The sequence below is a fragment of the Epilithonimonas sp. genome (assembly GCF_036780765.1).
GTDB lineage: Bacteria > Bacteroidota > Bacteroidia > Flavobacteriales > Weeksellaceae > Epilithonimonas.
In genome coordinates, this window is sequence record NZ_DAIQCG010000004.1 from 65,483 (window position 1) to 84,648 (window position 19,166).

A 19,166-nucleotide genomic window follows, 5' to 3' on the forward strand; every position below is an offset into this window, starting at 1 on the left:
GTTGGTTCTGTAAGGTATGCAAATCAGTTTAAAGAATGAAACTGTTGTTTTACATCTGCAATCTTTTATTTTTTATTAAAATTCTAAAATAAGGACATTTACCATTTATGGATAAGTCCTTATCATCGTTTCCTTTTCTAAATTTAACTAGTTCAAATTGGTCAGGATTAAATTTGTGTAAAAACGTAATGGGAACTCCCATAAAACCTCTGTAATCCTTAGGTATATTTTGAGTTTTATTTACGTTAATAGCATCATAATTATCATATTTCGGATAGTCAATTTCGTTACCAAAATATGTTTTGGTAAGAACTATATCTTCGTGTCTTTTAGAAATGTCTAAATTTGTTAGCCATAAACAATTATTAGGAGAAACTATTCTATTCCCTAAATCATCAATTCGGGCTTCTGAGCCATAAAGTTCATAATGTTCTGGAACTATGAAACCCGAAATACCCCTACCTAAGTGTATGCCCAGCCAAGCTCTGTTATCTTTTATTAATTTGAATATTTCTTTATAAGTAATCGCATTGATATTCCCAATTATTAAAAATTTTTTATCATATTTTATTAATTGATCAACATATTCTCGAAATAATGAGAAAGGTGGATTAGTAACAACAATATCAGACTGTTTTAAAAGATTTATGCTCTCGACACTGCGAAAATCCCCATCCTCTTTAAAAGCAATTATATTAATTTCTTCTGGTCTATTAATTTTGTTTCCGTCTTTATTGCCAGAGTATTCTGCATAATAACCATTTACAGTTGAATAATTGTTAAATAAATTATGTTCCTTATTATTATAACAAGATGCTATGAGTTTTTTCAATCCTAATTCTTCAAAGTTGTAGAAGAAATAATTAAAAAAGTTGCTAACTCGTGGGTCATCACAATTACAAAAGACTGTTTTGCCTTTGAAGTGTTCTTTGTAATATTCCAATTCTATTTCGATATCAATAAGTTGTGTGTAAAACTCATCTTTTTTTGAGGATTTTGCTATGTGTAGAGTTTGATTTTGTACTTTTTCTGCCATGTATTACATAATTTATCCGAACAAAGTCAAATGGACTTATTTGGTTGTAACTTAATATTTAATATTTTGTTATACTTATGAAAAGATTAATTAGCTACCTACAAAAGATAGCATTATTAAAATTTTAAAGTTTTATTTGAGCAAATTTAAGCATTCGAAAACCTCAAAATAGAATTTTATTAGTTAAAACATCTGATCAATTTCCCAAGTTGCTCTGAAATTACATTTATGTTCCCCAACAAAAATCATTCGATTTTTTTAGTTATTTAAGGTGTAATTATTAACTTTAAATTAGCAAAATCATGTCACGAATAAGATGTTGGTTGACTTTGTAGTAGTACAAGTTCCGTAAAAATTTTAATCAGAAAAATTTTCAAAAAATCAATGACTAGATAATGCAAATTCTTTCTATTCGAGTTGGACAAAAAAACCAGAAAGATTAGCAGTATCGAAGAGGACCCATGCTAATAGAATATGCTGGGGTCTCCGATAAATAGGGATATTTGGTCCATATAGTTATTTTCTTTTCAGTTTATCATTGGCTAACTTTTATAAAGTAAATATAGATTGTTATTCATTTGAAAATTTAATATAAGCCAAAGAAGATTATGCATTACGCTGTAATAAAGAACCGGAAGTAAAAAGCTGGAAGCTTCAAAGAAGCATTCAGTTATTTTTATTTAAATTTATTATTGATATTTGCACGGGAATATTATTTTCTCATAAATCTGATTATACTTAGTATTTGATTATATTCTTATTATGCACTATCCACATGTAGAAATTCCGCAAATTTGTAATACAATAATGTTATTTCTCACTAAATCACTGTACTAAATAATACAATTATGTTATTTGTTTCTTTATACAAAACTCAAAAAAAACTTGTTTATAATTTCCATGAAAGACGACTACAAATGAATCTAACTAAGGCAGGTTTGGCTGAGAGATCGGGCGTTTCTTTACCAACTCTCATAAAATTTGAGCAAATGGGCTTGATCTCTACGGATTCATTTTTAAAATTGCTTTCATTTGTTGGTAGATTATAAGAAATGACTGACGTTTTAAAAGCGAAAGAACAGAATTTTAAATCTATTGGATGTATAATAATCAGAGGAACGTCCAATTAAAAACGAGGAAGCAGAAAATGAAAATAGGAAGCCGAGAAATAATTAGAGGATTGAACTGGTCTTGAATTTAACCTCTAGGATGTATAATGATTCGTGATTGATTAAGATATTTTACTACAAATTTGAACTTTACTTATTAGAATTCTAATCCTATTGTTACCCTAAAAATATATGTAAATTAAGGTGTACAGGCGAAATGTATCAATTATCACTGTAGCATTCGGGAAATGTTAATGTTCTAATTTACAGGAATTTATAAGGTTGGAGGTGTACAAAAGTAGTACAAATGTATTTTTTATTTTATTTTAAAATACTGTAAAATACTGATTTACAAGTGTTTAATGTGACGAGATTCGTGCGGAAAAGTAGAAAAAAAAGATGTTGCAGCATCTTAATCCTGTACCACTTTTGTACACCTTATGCTCTGTAAACCACCATCAATAAAAACTTCTTTAGATACTGTATCGGCAAATAAGCCATCAAATTAAATCAAAATAAATTAATGTAAATTGTTGATATTTAATAAATTAAATATTTTTTGATTTTGTATTATTTTATCAGGTTTTAATTTTTTTTGATCATTTTTGTCCCCCATTTTTCCCTCGAAAGTATAACTCTTAAAATTTTTTTAAAGTGGAGAAATAACTTCGCTTAAGGTATCTTAATGCATCTAATTGATGTTTAAAGAGCCTTATTGCATCTTATGACTTCTCTTGCAAAATATTATGAGTTCAAATCTTAAAATTACAAGAATCTGCCAGCATTGTGGCATAGAGTTTATTGCAAGAACAACCGTTACACGATATTGTGGCGACCATTGTTCCAAACGGGCTTACAAAGTAAGAATTAAACAGCAGAAGGTACAAGCAAGTAATAGTGAAACGCAAAAACAACGTGAAAATACGGTTGTGCATTTTACTTCAAAAACCTTAGAATATCTAACCGTCAAGGATGCCGCCGGTCTTCTGCAATGCGACGTTAGAACGAACAAAATTTGATTAATTCTTTAGTGAGAAAATTATTTTAAAAAATGTAGTAATTCTATTATATTATGCTTTTCCTTTTTAATAAAAATAATGGCGCCAACTGTCTTTAGTTGGCGCCATTTGGCTATTTGTGAACTCGACAGGATTCAAACCTGTAACCTTCTGAGCCGTAATCAGATGCGCTATTCAGTTGCGCCACGAGTCCTTTTTATTGGTTTGCAAATATAGTACTTTTTTACGTTCTTTGGAAGATGAAACGCATTTTTTTACTTTTAATTTTTTTTATTTTTGCAGTTTCTTGTAAAAAAGAAATTTCGAAATCCGAATCTGGAATTATAACTATCTCGCAAAGAGTTAATTATTCGGATGACTCAAAAAATTTGATTATCAACTCGGGAAAATTTAAAAATGTCATTTTAAAAGAAAAATTACCTTTTCAGAAAGCAATGTTGCTAAATTCTAGCTTGATTGGTTACTTTTCTGAACTTAATTTGGAAAATAAAATCACAGGTGTTTCAAGTCCCGAGTATATTTTCTCAGAAAAAATCCATCAATTAATTAATCAAAATCAAATTCTCAATATTGGAAATGAACAGAAGTACGATATCGAGAAAATTCTTTTCAATAAACCGGACGTTATTTTTACCAACTATGTTCCCAATTTTACAAATACTTACGACATATTAAAGAAAAATGGAATCGAATTGATTTTCTTGGACGAATTCTTAGAACAAAATCCTTTAGAAAAATCAAAATACCTTTTATTATTTGGAAAACTATTTGGAGTAGAAAAACAAGCTGAGAAAGCATTCAAAAATATTGAAGATAATTACAAAAAAATTCAAACTTTAGCTTCTAAAACGACAAATAAACCAAATATTCTCTGTAACGAGATGTACGGAAGTCAATGGTTTTTACCAGGCGGAAATTCCTTTGTTGCAAGATTAATCAATGATGCTGGCGGAAATTATATTCTGAAAGACAACAAAGAAGCATCTTCCGTTCCGTTGAGCTTTGAGGAAGTTTTTGTTAAATCAGAGAACGCAAATTATTGGATTAATATCAGTCCGCATCAAAATAAAAAAGAATTATTGACTTTAAATCAAAATTACAGTAAAATGAAAGTCTTCAATTCCGGCAACTTATATATGATAAACAATCGCGAAAAAGACGGTTCAAATGACTATTTTGAGTCTGGTGTTGTGAGATGCGATTTGGTTTTGAGAGATTATTTCAAGATATTTCATCCGGAAGATGTAACTTTCAAATCAGAATCTTTAGTTTATATGAAAGTGCTCAAATAATGAAAGAACAGAATTACAAAGTCGATTTTTTCGTAGGAATTTTATTGGTTGTCGGGCTGTTTATCGGTCAGTCGTTGATGTACGCAATTGGTTTAGGATTGTCTGCATTATTCGGGCAAGATATCAGCGATACAGGTATTTTCAATATCCTGATGTATACAGCTACAATGATAGTTCCCATTCTCTTTTTCGATTTTTTCATTGTAAGAAAAGACGGAAACAAACTCAATTTCGATTTCTCAACCAAACCATTCCGGGTTTATTTATTGATATTTCCAATGATGTTCGGGATGATGCTGATCGCAGATTATACAACACAACTGATTCCGACAACGGGAGATTTGCTAGGCGAGATTTACAAAATGTACTCAGAGCAATTTGCAAAACTCGCTAAAGAACCAGTTTCATTAATCATAATGACAGTCATTCTTGCACCGATTCTGGAAGAGATTCTTTTCCGAGGCATCATTATGAAAGGAATGTTGAACAACAAAGTCAAACCAGTCACAGCAATTATCGTTTCTGCTTTCATTTTCGGCGTTGTACATTTCAATCCTTGGCAGTTTGCAGGCGCACTGTTGCTCGGTTTGGTATTAGGTTTGGTGTACTACAAAACCAAATCGCTGCTGATGCCAATTTTGCTTCACGCATTCAACAATTTTCTGTCAGCGATGATGACGTTATATTCAGATTCAGAAACTTTTTCTGATTTTTTTAAAATTAAACCAGAATTATTATTAACAGCAGGATTAGTGATTTTTATAATACCATTTTATTTTTTCGCAATCCAGAAGAATATTATTTATAAAGATTAAATTTAAGATAACTTAATCCGTCTGGACTTTATCATGAGCGAAATCAAAAGTCTCATAGATCAAACTGGGCTGCAAGATTCCACCATTTTATTAGGAGTCTGTTATCATTTATCAACTATCAATTATTTAAGTAAATGGAGATTTTAGTAGCAACACATAATTTGCATAAAAAAGAAGAAATACAGCAGATATTAGGTTCATCTTATGTTGTAACAAGTTTGTCAGATTACAACTTGAATGAAGAAATTATAGAAGATGGAACTACCTTTGCTGAAAATGCATTAATCAAAGCTAAATATTGCTTCGAGCAAACAGGAAAACCAAGTGTTGGCGATGATAGCGGACTGGTTGTAGAAGCTTTGGACGGACGACCTGGGATTTTTTCGGCTCGTTATGCTGGGAATCACAATTTCAAGAAGAATATCGAAAAAGTTTTGGAAGAGATGAAAGACGAACCTAATAGGAGAGCCTATTTCATTACAATGTTGTGTTTCAAAGATCAAGACGGCGAACATTACTTTGAAGGTCGTGTTTATGGTAATTTGACCAAAGAAGTTTTTGGTGCAGACGGATTTGGATATGATCCTATTTTTGTTCCAGACGATTACAATATGACGTTTTCAGAAATGTTACCAGAAGAAAAAAATAAAATTAGTCACCGAAGCGAAGCTTTGAAAAAATTCTTAGAATTTCTCAATTCCAGAGGGGGTGTTTTGTAGTTTTTTGTAATGTTTTTGTATATTTACCTAGTTATTTTCAATACCCTTTAGAAAAATTGAGCACATATCTTACCATTTTAGGATTCAATTCAGCAATTCCAACTATTAATTCCTTACCGACTTCTCAGTTTCTGGAAATGGAAGAACGTCATTTTTTGATAGACTGTGGCGAAGGAACACAGGTGCAGATGCGTAAGGCAAAAGTTCGTTTTTCTAAAATTAACCATATTTTCATTTCCCATCTTCACGGCGACCATTGTTTTGGTTTGCCAGGATTGGTAGCGTCTTTCCGATTATTAGGAAGAAAAACACCGTTGAATATCTATGGTCCGAAAGGTATCAAGAAAATGATGGACACGATTTTCGAAATTACAGAAACGTACAAAGGTTTTGAAGTGATTTATCACGAACTGGAAGGAAAAGAATCCGTCAAAATCTATGAAGACAGAAGGGTGGAAGTCTACACGATTCCGCTGAATCACAGAATCTATTGTAACGGTTATCTTTTCAAAGAAAAACCAAAAGAGCGACATCTCAATATGAAAGAGATTTCAAAATACAAAGAAATTGAGATTTGTGATTTTCAGAATTTACGCTTAGGAAAAGATTTTGTTTCAGAAGACGGAGCGGTTATCAAAAATGATTTATTGACGACTGACCCAAAACCATCGGTTTCGTACGCATTCTGTAGTGATACGAAATATAAAGAGGACATCATCCCAATCATAGAAAATGTTGATGTTCTCTACCACGAGTCTACTTTTCTTCACGTTCTGAAAGAAATGGCAGATTACACAGGACATTCCACAGCTTTAGAAGCAGCAACGATTGCCAAAAAAGCCCAAGTCGGAAAATTAATTTTAGGACATTTCTCAAACCGTTATAGTGATTTAAGTGTTATGACGGATGAAGCTCGACAAATCTTTCCGAATTCTTTTTTACCAAAGGCTTTAGAGACTGTTAAGATTGGATGATAAAAATTATTCTTATCTTAGTTTTTCAATTAAAAATATGAAATTCGTAAAATATTGCGAAAAAATTTTATATTTGTCAAAATCCATTTGTTATGCAATCAACTTATATAGAAACTCAGCAAATCTCTTTTCAGGACTTCAAAAGCAGTATTCTGAATGATTATCGACTAGGAAGAATTTCCCGCGAGATGTCATATTTAGGAAGACGAGAAGTTCTTACAGGGAAAGCAAAATTCGGAATTTTTGGAGATGGTAAAGAATTACCGCAGCTGGCAATGGCAAAAGTTTTCAGAAATGGAGATTTCCGTTCGGGTTATTACAGAGATCAGACTTTTGCTTTGGCGATAGATGCGGTTTCTGTAGAAAGTTTCTTTGCCCAGTTATATGCTGATACAAATGTAGAAAGAGAACCAGCTTCTGCAGGTCGTCAAATGAATGGGCATTATGCTACAAGAAGTTTGAACGCAGATGGAAGTTGGAAAGATTTGACAGCTCAAAAAAATATTTCATCTGATATTTCACCGACCGCAGGACAAATGCCTAGATTATTAGGTTTGGCTCAAGCTTCTAAAGTTTACAAATCGGTTAAATTTGATGGTTCTGAGAAATTCTCAAAAGACGGAAACGAAGTTGCTTTTGGAACAATTGGAGATGCATCTACTGCCGAAGGTCATTTTTGGGAAACTTTAAACGCTGCTTGTGCATTACAAGTTCCAATGATTGTTTCGATTTGGGATGATGGTTATGGAATCTCTGTTCCGACACAAAATCAAAGAGCAAAAACTGATATTTCTGAAATGCTTTCTGGTTTCCAAAGAAATGAAGGCGAAAATCAAGGTTGTGAAATTATTCAAGTGAAAGCTTGGGATTATCCTGCATTGATGGAAGCTTATGCTAAAGCAGAACATTTTGCAAGATATGAAAGCGTTCCAGTGGTAATCCACGTTACAGAAGTCACTCAGCCACAAGGTCATTCAACTTCTGGTTCGCACGAACGATACAAATCTGAAGACAGATTGAGCTGGGAAGCAGAATTTGATGGTTTGATTAAATTCAGAGAATGGATTTTGGATTATAGCATCGAAATCGAAGAACAAGAAGAAGTTTTGGCTACGACTGAAGAATTAGATTCAATTGATTCTGAAGCTAAGAAATTGGTTAAAGATGGGCAGAAAAAAGCTTGGGAATCTTATCAGAAAACAATTTCTGACCTTAAATCTGAAATTATACCTCTTGTAGAATCAATTAAAAATCAAAATTCAGAAATTGGAAATTTAATCGAAAATTTCAACAAAATTATTTCTGTAAGTAAGAAAGATGTTTTCCAATTGGTTAGAAAAACATTATTGCAGACGAGAAACCAAAATTCATCTGAAAGAAATGTATTAAAATCTAAATATGAAGAGATTTTAAAAATCGAAAAAGATAATTATTCTTCCCATTTATATTCAGAATCTGAGTGGAAAGCTACTAATATCAAAGAAATTAAACCTGTATTTTCTGAATCTTCAGAAGATGTGGATGGTAGAGTAGTTATAAGAAATAATTTTGATAAAATCTTTGAAAAATATCCTCAATCTTTGGTTTTTGGAGAAGATGCAGGAAATATTGGAGACGTTAACCAAGGTTTGGAAGGACTTCAGGAAAAATATGGCGATGTAAGAATCGCAGATACCGGAATCCGTGAAGCAACTATTCTTGGACAAGGGATAGGAATGGCAATGAGAGGTTTGAGACCAATTGCCGAGATCCAATATCTTGATTATATTTTGTATTGTCTTCAAGGGATGAGTGACGATCTTGCAACGGTTCAATACAGAACAAAAGGTGGTCAAAAAGCACCAGTTATTATCAGAACGCGAGGCCACAGACTGGAAGGTGTTTGGCATTCTGGTTCGCCTATGGCGGGAATTCTGAACCTTTCTAAAGGTATCAATATTCTTGTTCCAAGAAGTTTGACAAAAGCTGCCGGATTCTATAATACTATGCTTCAAAGTGATGAGCCTGCTGTAATTGTAGAATGTCTGAATGGTTATAGGTTGAAAGAAAAACAGCCAGATAACTTGGGGGTATTCACTGTTCCGGTTGGAAAAATTGAAGTTACAAAAGAAGGTTCTGATGTAACGTTGATAACTTATGGTTCTACCTGGAGAGTTGTGACTGAGGCTGCGAATGAATTAGAAAAATTAGGGATTTCTTCGGAAGTTATTGATATTCAGTCTTTGATTCCGTTTGATTTATCTCACGAGATTGCAGAAAGTGTTAAGAAAACAAACCGATTAGTAGTGATTGATGAAGATGTAGAAGGGGGAACTTCTGCGTTTATTCTTCAGCAGATTTTGGAAAAGCAAAAAGCCTTCAGATATTTGGATTCAGATCCGTTGACAATTTCGGCAGAAAATCACAGACCTGCTTATGCAAGTGACGGAGATTATTTCAGTAAGCCTTCCTCCGATGATATTGTAGAGAAAGTATATCAATTATTTAATGAATTAAGTCCAACGAAATTTCCAGCGATTTACTAATTGAAATTTTAAAATAAACCCAATAAACCTTTTGAAGATTCTATTTTCAGAAGGTTATTTTTTTGTAAATCTTCCACAAAAGATTCTTCATTATCATGGCGGATATCGATGTTCTCAAAAGTAGATTTTCTGTAGGAATAACCTTCCATAAAGTCTTTGTTATCATTCCATTGCTGTAAATCCATCTTTCTCATCCATCTTATAAAATGTGAATGTGAATCTGCTTTGACGCTTTTATTCCTTTTTAACAAAGTATACTTCATTTGGTTAAAGTTATTAAACAAATTTATGATTTTGATTTATTTTTATTATTAATTTAAAATTAATTTTTATTACCTGTTGTGCATTTACCATAATTCAATATCTAAATTTTTTCATATTCAAAAGAAGTTTGAACAAATTAAAAATTAATTTATGCTAAATGCACAACAGGCTATAATTAAAAATCAATCACAATGAAAATAGTAATCGCCGGAGGAACTGGTTTTCTTGGAGAAAACTTAGAACAATTTTTCCTCAATAAAAATTATGAAGTCAAAATATTGACAAGAAATCCAAAACGCAAAAACGAAATATTCTGGGATTCCAAAACCATTGGAGCTTGGAAAGACGAATTAGAAAATGCAGATGTTCTCATCAATCTTGCTGGTAAATCCGTTGATTGTAGATGAATCTAAATTGTCGGGATTCCTTCGGAATGACAAAATGATGGAATATAATTCTCTATTGATATTCTAAATTCACAAACTTTGGAAGCCAACTTTCAAAGTTTTTTCATAATTTTTCAAAATAATTCCAACCTTTTTTAAACAAATGCATCTTTCCTTATAAAAGCCAATGTATGGAACACGACATATACATAAGATGCAGAAATAAAGACCGCAACGCACAGCGGAAACTTTATGAAGAATATGCAGCACGATTCTTCGCGACCTGCAAACGTTACTTGAAGAACGATGAAGATGCGGAAGAAATTTTGGCCGATTCTTTCTACATCATTTTTACAAAACTGGAACAACTCAAAGATTTTCAGGTTTTTGATGCTTGGGCAAAGAAAATTGTGGTGAATCAATGTCTTCAGAAGCTTCGCAAGAAACAGCCATTTTCCATTTCAATTGAAGAAAATTTTGTGGATTTGCCAGATTCTGAACCAGAAAATATTTCGGAAGAGAGAGGGATTTTGTCACTTCTGAATTTCCTTCCCGAAGGCTGCAGAACGATTTTCAACTTGTTCGTAATGGAAGGTTATCCTCACAAAGAAATTGCTCAAATGCTTTCTATTTCTGAAGGAACGTCCAAATCTCAAGTCAGTTTTGCCCGCAAAAAATTACAGGAACTGGTAAAACTGCAAACAATTAATTCTTAAAGTTTAAAAAAAATGGAAAATCAAGATATCGATAAAATGTTCAACGATGCTGGAAAATCAGCAGAAGAAAATCCAACATTTCCTTCTTTTGAAAAAGTTTGGGAAAAAGTTGAAGAAAAGCTGGACAAAAAAGAGCAAAAGAAAAGAACCATCCCGATTTGGTTACCTTACGGAATTGCTGCCGGATTGGCGTTGACATTTGGTGCTTTATATTTTATGAATGATAATAAAGTTAAAATTGAACCTCAAATTACTTCAAAAGATTACGGAAAACCAATTAATCCAAATTCAATAGAAACTCCGAAAAAAGTTGAAGAAATCAATAAAACCTTTGAAGAGAATCTGAGCAAAAATCCAATTAAACCTACTGAAGGAAAAGATATAATTGCTTATCACGAAGTTGAACCTAAGAAAGATGAATTCGATGATTTATACAAGGAATTAGGAGTGAAATATAAAACGGATGATATTTCTATCAAAAAAGATGAAAATGGAAAAATTATAGCTTCTGTGAATAATCAATCCGATTTTAATAACCAAAGAAAACGATTTGAAGGAGTTGAATTAGAAAGAAAAAGTAATGACGCTATTTATTCTCAGAAAAAATCAGAATCTACATCTGATGAAAAATACATAAATCGTGTTGATAAAGGAAAAACCATAATTGCAAAATCTGAATTGCCTCCACCAGCAATTCCAAAACGTTTGGAAACAACAGGTGGACTTGTCACTAATGAAGTTTTTGAATCTACATATGCGCCACCGCCACCGCCGCCTTCTAATGGAAAATCTTCCACTGTTGCAAAAGTTTCTGCATTGTATGCTGCAGAAAAAGCTAGAGAAATTTCTGAGTCCACCAATAAAAAAATGCTGGCGTTAGGTGCAGGAAAATCATCATTAGAAGGTAAGGTCGCAGGTCTGAAAATGTCAGGTGGAGAAGCTGCAGGCGCTTCCAGTAAAATTATGCTGCGTGGAGCCGCTTCTGTTGATTCATCAAAAAAACCGTTGTACACTTTAGACGGAAAAGTGTCTTCTCTAGAATATATAAAGTCTATAAATCCAAAAATTATTGAATCTGTAAATGTTCTTAAAAAAGATGCAGCTACAAGTCTTTACGGAGCTCAAGCAACAAATGGAGTCGTTGTTATCAAAACAAAAAATCTGTCAAGGAAGGAATTAAGAAAATTAAATCGAGAGTATAAAATCGAAAATAAAAATAAAACTAAAGAAGAAAGTTTTCTTCCAGATGCAGGAAAACTAACCGCAGGCGAAGTCAATGATTTTTCCAAATGGGATTATTGGCAAGATATTGCGGTTCCAATTCTTGACCAATACAAAACAACGTGGAAATTTTTCCCAGATAGAAGGGTTTCTGTACAATTGACCAATTTTGATAACAATCCAGTTATTGGTAAGAAATTAAAATTAATTGATGATAAAAAAGAAATCATTTGGGAAAGCGTAACTGATAATCGTGGAAATGCAGAGTTGTGGATTTCTTCATTAATAGACCAGAAAACAAACTCGCAACAATATTCGATTATTGATGAAGAGGGAAATGTTTTATCAAATAATGCAAAAGAATTCCGGAATGGACAAAATTTGATTAAAGTCAAGGAAAACTGTATCAAGAAAAGAGCTTTAGACTTGGTTTTTGTTGTGGATGCAACTGGTTCTATGGGCGATGAAATCAATTATTTGAAATCTGAATTGTTGGATGTTTTGAAAAAGGTAGAATCCAAATTAACTCAAACCAACGTGAGATATGGTTCTGTTTTTTATAGAGATAAGGGCGACGAGTATGTAACTAAGAAATTTGATTTTTCTAATGATGTAGAAAATTTGATTAATTTCATTAAGAAACAAAATGCCAGAGGAGGTGGTGATACACCCGAAGCTGTTGTTGAAGCCTTAGAAACTTCGATTGATGAATTATCTTGGAACAGGGAGAATTCTACAAAAATAATGTTCTTGCTGTTGGATGCGCCACCACATTTATCTGAAGGAAATATTGAAAAACTAAATCAAAAAATAAAATTAGCGTCCAAAAAAGGAATTACAATTATCCCAATCTCTGCGAGTGATACTGATAAACAGACCGAATATTTGATGAGAACATTTGCTTTACTTACCAACGGAACTTATACTTTTCTGACGAATGACAGCGGAATCGGAAATAATCACATTGAACCAACAGCAAGCGAATATGAAGTAGAAAAGCTCAATGATTTGTTACTAAGATTAATTCTTCAAAGGTCAAGTACTCCAGATTGTAAAAAAGGTGTTACCAAAGAATATATTAACAAAAAATTGGAAGTGGAAAGTTTGGACAAAAAAGATTTTGCTACCAAAATCTATCCTAATCCAACAAAAGGAATTTTCAAAATTGATTTAAAACGTGATACTGAAGAGTTTATTTTGTATGATTATACTGGAAAGATTTTAATCAAGAAAAATAACTTGGTAAAAGGACTGCATGATTTTGATATTTCGAGTTATCCTCAAAGTATTTATTTGGTAAAGTTGAAGTATGGACCAGAATCAGAAACGTTTAAAATCATTAAAAACTAAATATTAAGCAACTGATAAAGTTGCTTTTTGTCATATTATGCTTTCAATAATTTTCCGTAAATTCGCTAAAATTTTTTAATTACAATGAACTACGATATTATTGTTATTGGAAGTGGACCTGGCGGTTATGTGACTGCAATCAGAGCTGCTCAATTAGGTTTCAAAACAGCCATTATTGAAAAAGAGAATCTTGGAGGTATTTGTCTTAACTGGGGTTGTATCCCGACAAAAGCCCTTCTAAAATCTGCTCACGTTTTCAATTATTTGAAGCACGCTGAGGATTATGGTCTTAATAAAGTGGAAAATCCAGGCTTCGATTTCACAAAAGTGATCCAGAGAAGTAGAGGTGTAGCTTCTAAAATGAGCGGCGGAATCTCTTTCTTGATGAAGAAAAACAAAATCGACGTTATTATGGGAACTGCAATAGTGAAAGCTGGTAAAAAAGTTTCTGTAGTAGATGCTGAAGGAAAAACAACTGAATATTCTGGAACTAATATTATCATCGCAACTGGCGCACGTTCTAGAGAATTGCCAAACTTGCCTCAAGATGGTAAAAAAGTAATTGGATATAGACAAGCATTGTCGCTTCCTGAGCAACCAAAATCTATGATTGTTGTAGGTTCTGGAGCTATCGGAATTGAGTTTGCGGATTTCTATAATTCTATGGGAACTAAAGTAACTGTGGTTGAATTCTTGCCAAACATCGTTCCTTTGGAGGATGAAGAAGTTTCAAAACACGTTGAAAAATCTTTGAAAAAAGCAGGAATCGAAATAATGACCAATTCTTCTGTAGAGTCTGTTGATACTTCTGGAGAAGGTGTTAAAGCAAAAGTAAAAACTGCAAAAGGAGAAATTACTCTTGAAGCTGACATCTTGCTCTCTGCTGTTGGAATTGCTGCTAACGTAGAAGGAATCGGTCTAGAAGCTGTTGGTATTAAAACTGAAAAAGGTAAAGTTTTGGTTAACGAATGGTATCAGACTTCTGTTCCAGGTTACTACGCAATTGGAGATATTATCCCGACTCAAGCTTTGGCTCACGTTGCATCTGCAGAGGGAATTACTTGTGTTGAGAAAATCAAAGGTCTTCACGTAGAAGCTATCGATTACGGAAATATCCCAGGTTGTACATATTGTCATCCGGAAATTGCTTCTGTTGGTTTGACTGAAAAGCAAGCGAAAGAAAAAGGTTACGAAATCAAAGTTGGGAAATTCCCTTTTTCAGCTTCTGGAAAAGCGACTGCAAACGGTGATGTTGACGGTTTCATCAAAGTTATCTTCGATGCTAAATATGGTGAATGGTTAGGTTGTCATATGGTTGGAGACGGTGTTACCGATATGATTGCTGAAGCAGTTGTAGCAAGAAGATTGGAAACAACTGGTCACGATATCATCAAATCTATCCACCCGCATCCAACATTGTCTGAATCGATAATGGAAGCTGCTGCTGCTGCTTATGGAGAAGTGATTCATATTTAATGAGATTAACATAATATTCATATTATAAAACCACAGAATTTTCTGTGGTTTTTTTAATTTTACTTAATGGAAGATTCAAAATTAGGATTGGTTTTGTCGGGTGGAGGAACTCGTGGATTGGCTCACGCAGGTGTATTGAAGTTTCTTAAAGAGAAAAACATAGAACCAGATATTCTTTCTTGTTGCAGCGCTGGTTCTATTGTTGGTTCTTTATATGCAGTAGGAAAATCACCAGAAGAGATTTTAGATTTTTTTCAGTCTATTTATTTTTTTCATTGGAAACATTTTACGTTTAATCAGCCAGGATTTGTTTCGTCAGCTATTTTCACAACTTATCTTAATCCTATTTTTGAAGATATGACTTTGGGAGATTTGGAAAAAGATGTAAGAATTGTAGCTACGGAATTGATTACTGGTCATCAAAAAGTATTTGAAAAAAAATATAAAATTGTTGATGCTATTATTGCTTCGTCTTGCATTCCGGGGATTTCCACACCTTATATTATTAATGAAGAAATGTACAGTGATGGTGGTGTTTTAAACAATTTCCCTGCCGATGTCATTCAAAATGAATGTGATAAACTGATTGGTGTTTATGTTACACCGCCACAAGATGTCGAGGCTAATGACCTTAAAACAATTCGTTCCGTTACTACAAGAGCTTATGAATTATTATCTCATAGAACAGAGATTTACAAATTTGCTTTTTGTGATTGGTTTATTACTTCAAAAAAATTATCCAAATACGGAATTTTTGAAAGAAATCCCCAGCGTTTAAAAGAAATATTCGATATTGGTTATGAGGAGGCTAAGCGCACTTTTAACGAAAATGAAGAGGATTTTACCTCATTCTTTCTAAAAAAGGAATAATAGCCTGCCTGTTTTCTTCAGCATCATCATAAAAAGAAGATATGGCAATTGTTTCGTGGAGACCTTTTGTTTTTGAAGGTAGATAGAAGTTTTTCCTTGAACTTACGGAGTTATAAATTGATCTCCAATAAGGTTCTTTGTTTCTGGCTGATGAAATATAGACTGGAATTTTAATTTCTTTTGATAATCACAGATGCTTTTATTTTCAATTTTAAAATATTCGCTAGGAGAGTTAGTTGTGAGAGCTTTATAATCTTTTGGATGCTTAGCAATCATATAAAAACATAATGATGCAGAAGAGGAACTTCCCCAACAAATAGTTTCCCTTGTTTTTAAATGATTTTTTGAGTAATTGTAAGATGTTTCCAAATCTGGAATTATATCCAAGAATTCAGTAGCTTTCCCTCAGGTTATATTTTTTTAAATAATTTTTTCTCCGCAGACTTTACAATAACGGGCATTTTCATCATTGTCCAGATTGCCACATTTATCGCATTGGAAATCATTCTTCTTTTGCTTTCTGAACTCTGAAGTCACAATTCCCGTGGGAACAGCAATGATACTGTAGCCACAAAGCATTACAATCATTGATAAGACTTTGCCAAAAGGTGTTCCCGGAGAAATATCACCATAACCAACTGTTGTAATGGTTACAACCGCCCAGTACACACTCTGCGGAATACTGCTAAATCCATTTTTTCCTCCTTCCACAACATACATTAATGATCCAATAATGACAATGAAAATGATCATAAATAGTAGAAAAATGTAGATTTTTCTGGAGCTATGTTTTAATGCGGAAACAATAAACCTCCCGTCGTGCATATAATCTGCAAGGTTGAAAATTCTAAAGATTCTCAGGATTCTCAGGATTCTTATGACTGCAACAAAATGCCAAATCGGAAAAAATAAACTAATATAAAAAGGAATAATGGAAAGAAAATCAATAATTCCTAATGGACTAAAAATATATTCTTCTTTGTCCTTTATGCAAAGAATCCTTAAAACGTATTCGATTGTAAATATTATAGTTATGAAAAATTCTGCGTAGTAAAACTCTTTATAATATTGTAATTTTATAATAGGAATAGTTTCCACCATTAATAAAACAGTAGAAATGAGAATCAGAATCAATAAACTAATGTCAAATATTTTACCAGCCCTTGTGTGAGATAAATAAACAGTTTCGTAAATTTTCTTTCTCCAGCCTTCCTCTGGGATAAGGTCAAATTCTGGTTTTATTTTCATAACTCAAAAGTAAAATTAAAGTTATAAAAGTAATTAAAATAAGTCTTTGTTTATAATATTAGACAAAAGTCTTTTTTATCAAGACAAAAGTCGTATATTTGTAAGAGAAAATTACAAAATGAAAAAATATAAAACTTCAGAAACTTCTTCCAGTATTATTCAAGAGCCGTCTACGGCGTATGGTTATCAAAATTTTGATGATGTTGGTATTTTTAGTTTGATAGATATTGCCCAAAAAGGAATTTCTTTCAAAATCTTTGATGGTTTGTCAAAAAAATTTCCTTTTTCTATGCAAGATTGGGCAGATTTCCTTCACATTTCTGGAAAGACATTATCCCGTTATCAAAAAGAAGACAAGTCTTTTGATGTATTACAATCAGAAAAAATATTGCAAATAGAAATGCTTTATAAAAGAGGAGAGGATGTTTTTGGATCTTCTGAGAATTTCTTGATATGGTTGCAGTCGGAGAATGTTGCTTTGGGTAAAACAAAACCTCAGGATTTATTGGGTAGTGTTTTTGGAATATCACTTCTTATGGATGAGCTAACCCGTATAGAACACGGTGTTTTAGCGTAATTGAGGATGATTGTTTACAGGCTTTCCAAAGAATTCTACGCTAACGACCTTTCTGGAAAAGGAGCGGAAATAGCTGGCGCAAGATGGAATAGCAAAGGAAGACCTGCTCTTTATACAGGTCAGTCGATTGCTTTGTGTGTGACGGAAATTGCGGTTCATATTCCATTAGGTATTTTGCCGAAGGATTATAGATTGGTCCATTTAGAGATTCCAGATATTGAGTTCCTTGAACCAAAAAGATTATCGAAAGATTGGAATACTTTTCCTCACCCAGATAGTACTCAGAAAATTGGAGATAAATTTTTACGAGAAAACAAATTCTTAGTAATGAAAGTTCCTTCGGCTGCTGTTCAAGGGGAATTCAATTATATTATTAATCCAAGACATATTAATTTTCCAGAAGTGAAAATTAAGAAAATAGAAAAATTTACTTTTGATGACAGATTGTTCATCAGATAATATCTCAAATATGAAAATCAAAGAATTTATAAATGAATTTGAACAAATAATTCCGGCAAGACAAGCGGAAGATTTTGATAATGTAGGATTGCTTTGTGGAAATCCTGAAAGAGAAATTTCCGGTGTTTTGATTGCTCACGATTCTTTAGAATTTGTTGTAGATGAAGCTATTGAAAAGAATTTTAATTTGATTCTTTGCTTTCATCCGATTATTTTTTCAGGATTAAAATCGATTACGGGAAAAAATTATGTTGAAAGAGCAGTTCTGAAAGCTTTAGAAAATAAAATTGCCATTTATGCAATTCATACGGCTTTTGATAATGATTATTTTGGAGTTAATTATAAAATCTGCGAAGTTCTTGGTTTGAAGAATCAAAATATTCTAATGCCAAAACAAAAGCAATTGAAAAAACTGGAGGTTTATGTTCCTGTTGATTCCGCTGAGGAGTTGAAAAATGCTTTGTTTGAAGCCGGAGCTGGAAATATCGGTTTCTATGATGAATGCAGTTTTTCAATCAATGGAAATGGAACTTTTCGACCGTTGGAAGGTTCAAATCCTGTAACAGGAACTCACAATGAAAGAGAAAATGCTAATGAAGTTTTACTTTCGGTAATTTTTGAAGATTATAAAAAGCATCAGATTCTTTTTGCGATGAAGCACAATCATCCTTACGAAGAAGTCGCTTATCAATTGATTTCTTTAGATAATGAAAATCAATATACCGGTTTGGGGAGATTCGGAGATTTGGAAACAGAAATGGATGAAGTGGATTTTCTAAAGTTTGTTAAAGAAAAATTTAATCTTAATATCATCAGACACAATAATTTAACTCGAAAAAAAATCAAAAGAGTAGGAGTTTTAGGAGGAAGTGGGGCAAGTGGAATAAAGTCAGCCATATCTGCAAAATGTGATGCCTATTTGACTGGCGATGTGAAATATCACGATTTCTTTTCAGGGGAAGATAAATTGCTGATTTGTGATATTGGACATTTCGAATCAGAACAATTTGTAACTCAACAATTATTTGAAATTTTGTCCGAAAAATTCACTACATTTGCAATCGCTAAAACGACAAAAAAAACAAATCCTGTTAATTATTTTATATAGAT

Annotated in this window: 17 protein-coding genes and 1 tRNA gene; 14 read left to right on the forward strand and 4 right to left on the reverse strand. The window is 32.7% G+C overall.

The features are described 5' to 3' along the window. Window positions 1-49: 49 nt before the first annotated feature. The gene (locus V7P73_RS08805) at window positions 50-1,036 is read right to left on the reverse strand and encodes an adenine-specific methyltransferase EcoRI family protein (RefSeq protein WP_333852810.1); all 987 of its coding nucleotides are present in this window, start codon (window positions 1,034-1,036) and stop codon (window positions 50-52) included. Window positions 1,037-1,884: 848 nt separating this feature from the next. Between V7P73_RS08805 and V7P73_RS08810 the strand changes: the two genes are divergently transcribed. Further along, window positions 1,885-2,085: a helix-turn-helix domain-containing protein gene (locus V7P73_RS08810; RefSeq protein WP_333852811.1), complete on the forward strand. Its 201-nt coding sequence runs from the start codon at window positions 1,885-1,887 to the stop codon at window positions 2,083-2,085. 1,198 nt (window positions 2,086-3,283) lie between these two features. On the opposite strand, the gene V7P73_RS08815 is transcribed toward V7P73_RS08810, so the two are convergent. Then, a tRNA-Arg gene (locus tag V7P73_RS08815) sits at window positions 3,284-3,357 on the reverse strand. A 175-nt stretch (window positions 3,358-3,532) separates the two neighbouring features. On the opposite strand from V7P73_RS08815, the gene V7P73_RS08820 reads away from it, so the two are divergent. The 5 genes from V7P73_RS08820 (at window position 3,533) to V7P73_RS08840 (ending at window position 9,489) form a co-directional block, all read left to right on the forward strand. Then, window positions 3,533-4,456, forward strand: coding sequence for an ABC transporter substrate-binding protein (locus V7P73_RS08820; protein WP_333852813.1), 924 nt, complete (start codon window positions 3,533-3,535; stop codon window positions 4,454-4,456). Continuing rightward, a complete protein-coding gene (locus V7P73_RS08825) occupies window positions 4,456-5,271 on the forward strand; it encodes a CPBP family intramembrane glutamic endopeptidase (RefSeq protein ID WP_333852815.1) in 816 nt (271 codons plus the stop codon). Before V7P73_RS08820 ends, V7P73_RS08825 begins: the two co-directional genes overlap by 1 nt. 134 nt (window positions 5,272-5,405) lie before the next feature. After that, entirely contained in the window at window positions 5,406-5,990 is a 585-nt protein-coding gene (gene rdgB / locus V7P73_RS08830; protein WP_333852817.1) for an RdgB/HAM1 family non-canonical purine NTP pyrophosphatase, read from the forward strand. Window positions 5,991-6,046: 56 nt separating this feature from the next. Continuing rightward, window positions 6,047-6,964: a ribonuclease Z gene (locus V7P73_RS08835; RefSeq protein WP_333852818.1), complete on the forward strand. Its 918-nt coding sequence runs from the start codon at window positions 6,047-6,049 to the stop codon at window positions 6,962-6,964. A gap of 92 nt (window positions 6,965-7,056) precedes the next feature. Next, on the forward strand, window positions 7,057-9,489 hold the full coding sequence (locus V7P73_RS08840; RefSeq protein WP_333852820.1) for an alpha-ketoacid dehydrogenase subunit alpha/beta: 2,433 nt from the start codon (window positions 7,057-7,059) through the stop codon (window positions 9,487-9,489). Window positions 9,490-9,497: 8 nt separating this feature from the next. Here V7P73_RS08840 and V7P73_RS08845 read toward each other — a convergent pair whose 3' ends face one another. Then, window positions 9,498-9,683 (reverse strand): hypothetical protein, encoded by a 186-nt coding sequence (locus tag V7P73_RS08845; RefSeq protein ID WP_333852821.1) that lies wholly within the window; start codon window positions 9,681-9,683, stop codon window positions 9,498-9,500. A gap of 261 nt (window positions 9,684-9,944) precedes the next feature. Between V7P73_RS08845 and V7P73_RS08850 the strand changes: the two genes are divergently transcribed. From V7P73_RS08850 to V7P73_RS08870, 5 genes are all read left to right on the forward strand, one after another. Beyond that, on the forward strand, window positions 9,945-10,160 hold the full coding sequence (locus tag V7P73_RS08850) for an NAD-dependent epimerase/dehydratase family protein (RefSeq protein WP_333852822.1): 216 nt from the start codon (window positions 9,945-9,947) through the stop codon (window positions 10,158-10,160). A 170-nt stretch (window positions 10,161-10,330) separates the two neighbouring features. Continuing rightward, the gene (locus V7P73_RS08855) at window positions 10,331-10,855 is read left to right on the forward strand and encodes an RNA polymerase sigma factor (RefSeq protein ID WP_333852823.1); all 525 of its coding nucleotides are present in this window, start codon (window positions 10,331-10,333) and stop codon (window positions 10,853-10,855) included. A 12-nt stretch (window positions 10,856-10,867) separates the two neighbouring features. Next, complete coding sequence (locus tag V7P73_RS08860) at window positions 10,868-13,426, forward strand: VWA domain-containing protein (protein WP_333852824.1); 2,559 nt, start codon at window positions 10,868-10,870, stop codon at window positions 13,424-13,426. Between the two features lie 84 nt (window positions 13,427-13,510). Continuing rightward, entirely contained in the window at window positions 13,511-14,902 is a 1,392-nt protein-coding gene (gene lpdA, locus V7P73_RS08865; RefSeq protein ID WP_333852825.1) for a dihydrolipoyl dehydrogenase, read from the forward strand. Between the two features lie 66 nt (window positions 14,903-14,968). Next, window positions 14,969-15,772 (forward strand): patatin-like phospholipase family protein, encoded by an 804-nt coding sequence (locus V7P73_RS08870; RefSeq protein ID WP_333852827.1) that lies wholly within the window; start codon window positions 14,969-14,971, stop codon window positions 15,770-15,772. 420 nt (window positions 15,773-16,192) lie between these two features. Here V7P73_RS08870 and V7P73_RS08875 read toward each other — a convergent pair whose 3' ends face one another. Continuing rightward, the gene (locus V7P73_RS08875; protein WP_333852829.1) at window positions 16,193-17,020 is read right to left on the reverse strand and encodes an ion transporter; all 828 of its coding nucleotides are present in this window, start codon (window positions 17,018-17,020) and stop codon (window positions 16,193-16,195) included. A 118-nt stretch (window positions 17,021-17,138) separates the two neighbouring features. Here V7P73_RS08875 and parS point away from each other — a divergent pair, with 118 nt between their 5' ends. From parS to V7P73_RS08890, 3 genes are read left to right on the forward strand one after another with little or no spacing between them, the layout of a single operon-like run. Then, the gene (parS, locus tag V7P73_RS08880; RefSeq protein ID WP_333852831.1) at window positions 17,139-17,597 is read left to right on the forward strand and encodes a type II RES/Xre toxin-antitoxin system antitoxin; all 459 of its coding nucleotides are present in this window, start codon (window positions 17,139-17,141) and stop codon (window positions 17,595-17,597) included. Between the two features lie 6 nt (window positions 17,598-17,603). Continuing rightward, window positions 17,604-18,056, forward strand: coding sequence for an RES family NAD+ phosphorylase (locus tag V7P73_RS08885; protein WP_333852832.1), 453 nt, complete (start codon window positions 17,604-17,606; stop codon window positions 18,054-18,056). Between the two features lie 10 nt (window positions 18,057-18,066). Then, a complete protein-coding gene (locus V7P73_RS08890) occupies window positions 18,067-19,164 on the forward strand; it encodes a Nif3-like dinuclear metal center hexameric protein (RefSeq protein ID WP_333852833.1) in 1,098 nt (365 codons plus the stop codon). The last annotated feature ends 2 nt before the right edge of the window (window positions 19,165-19,166 follow it).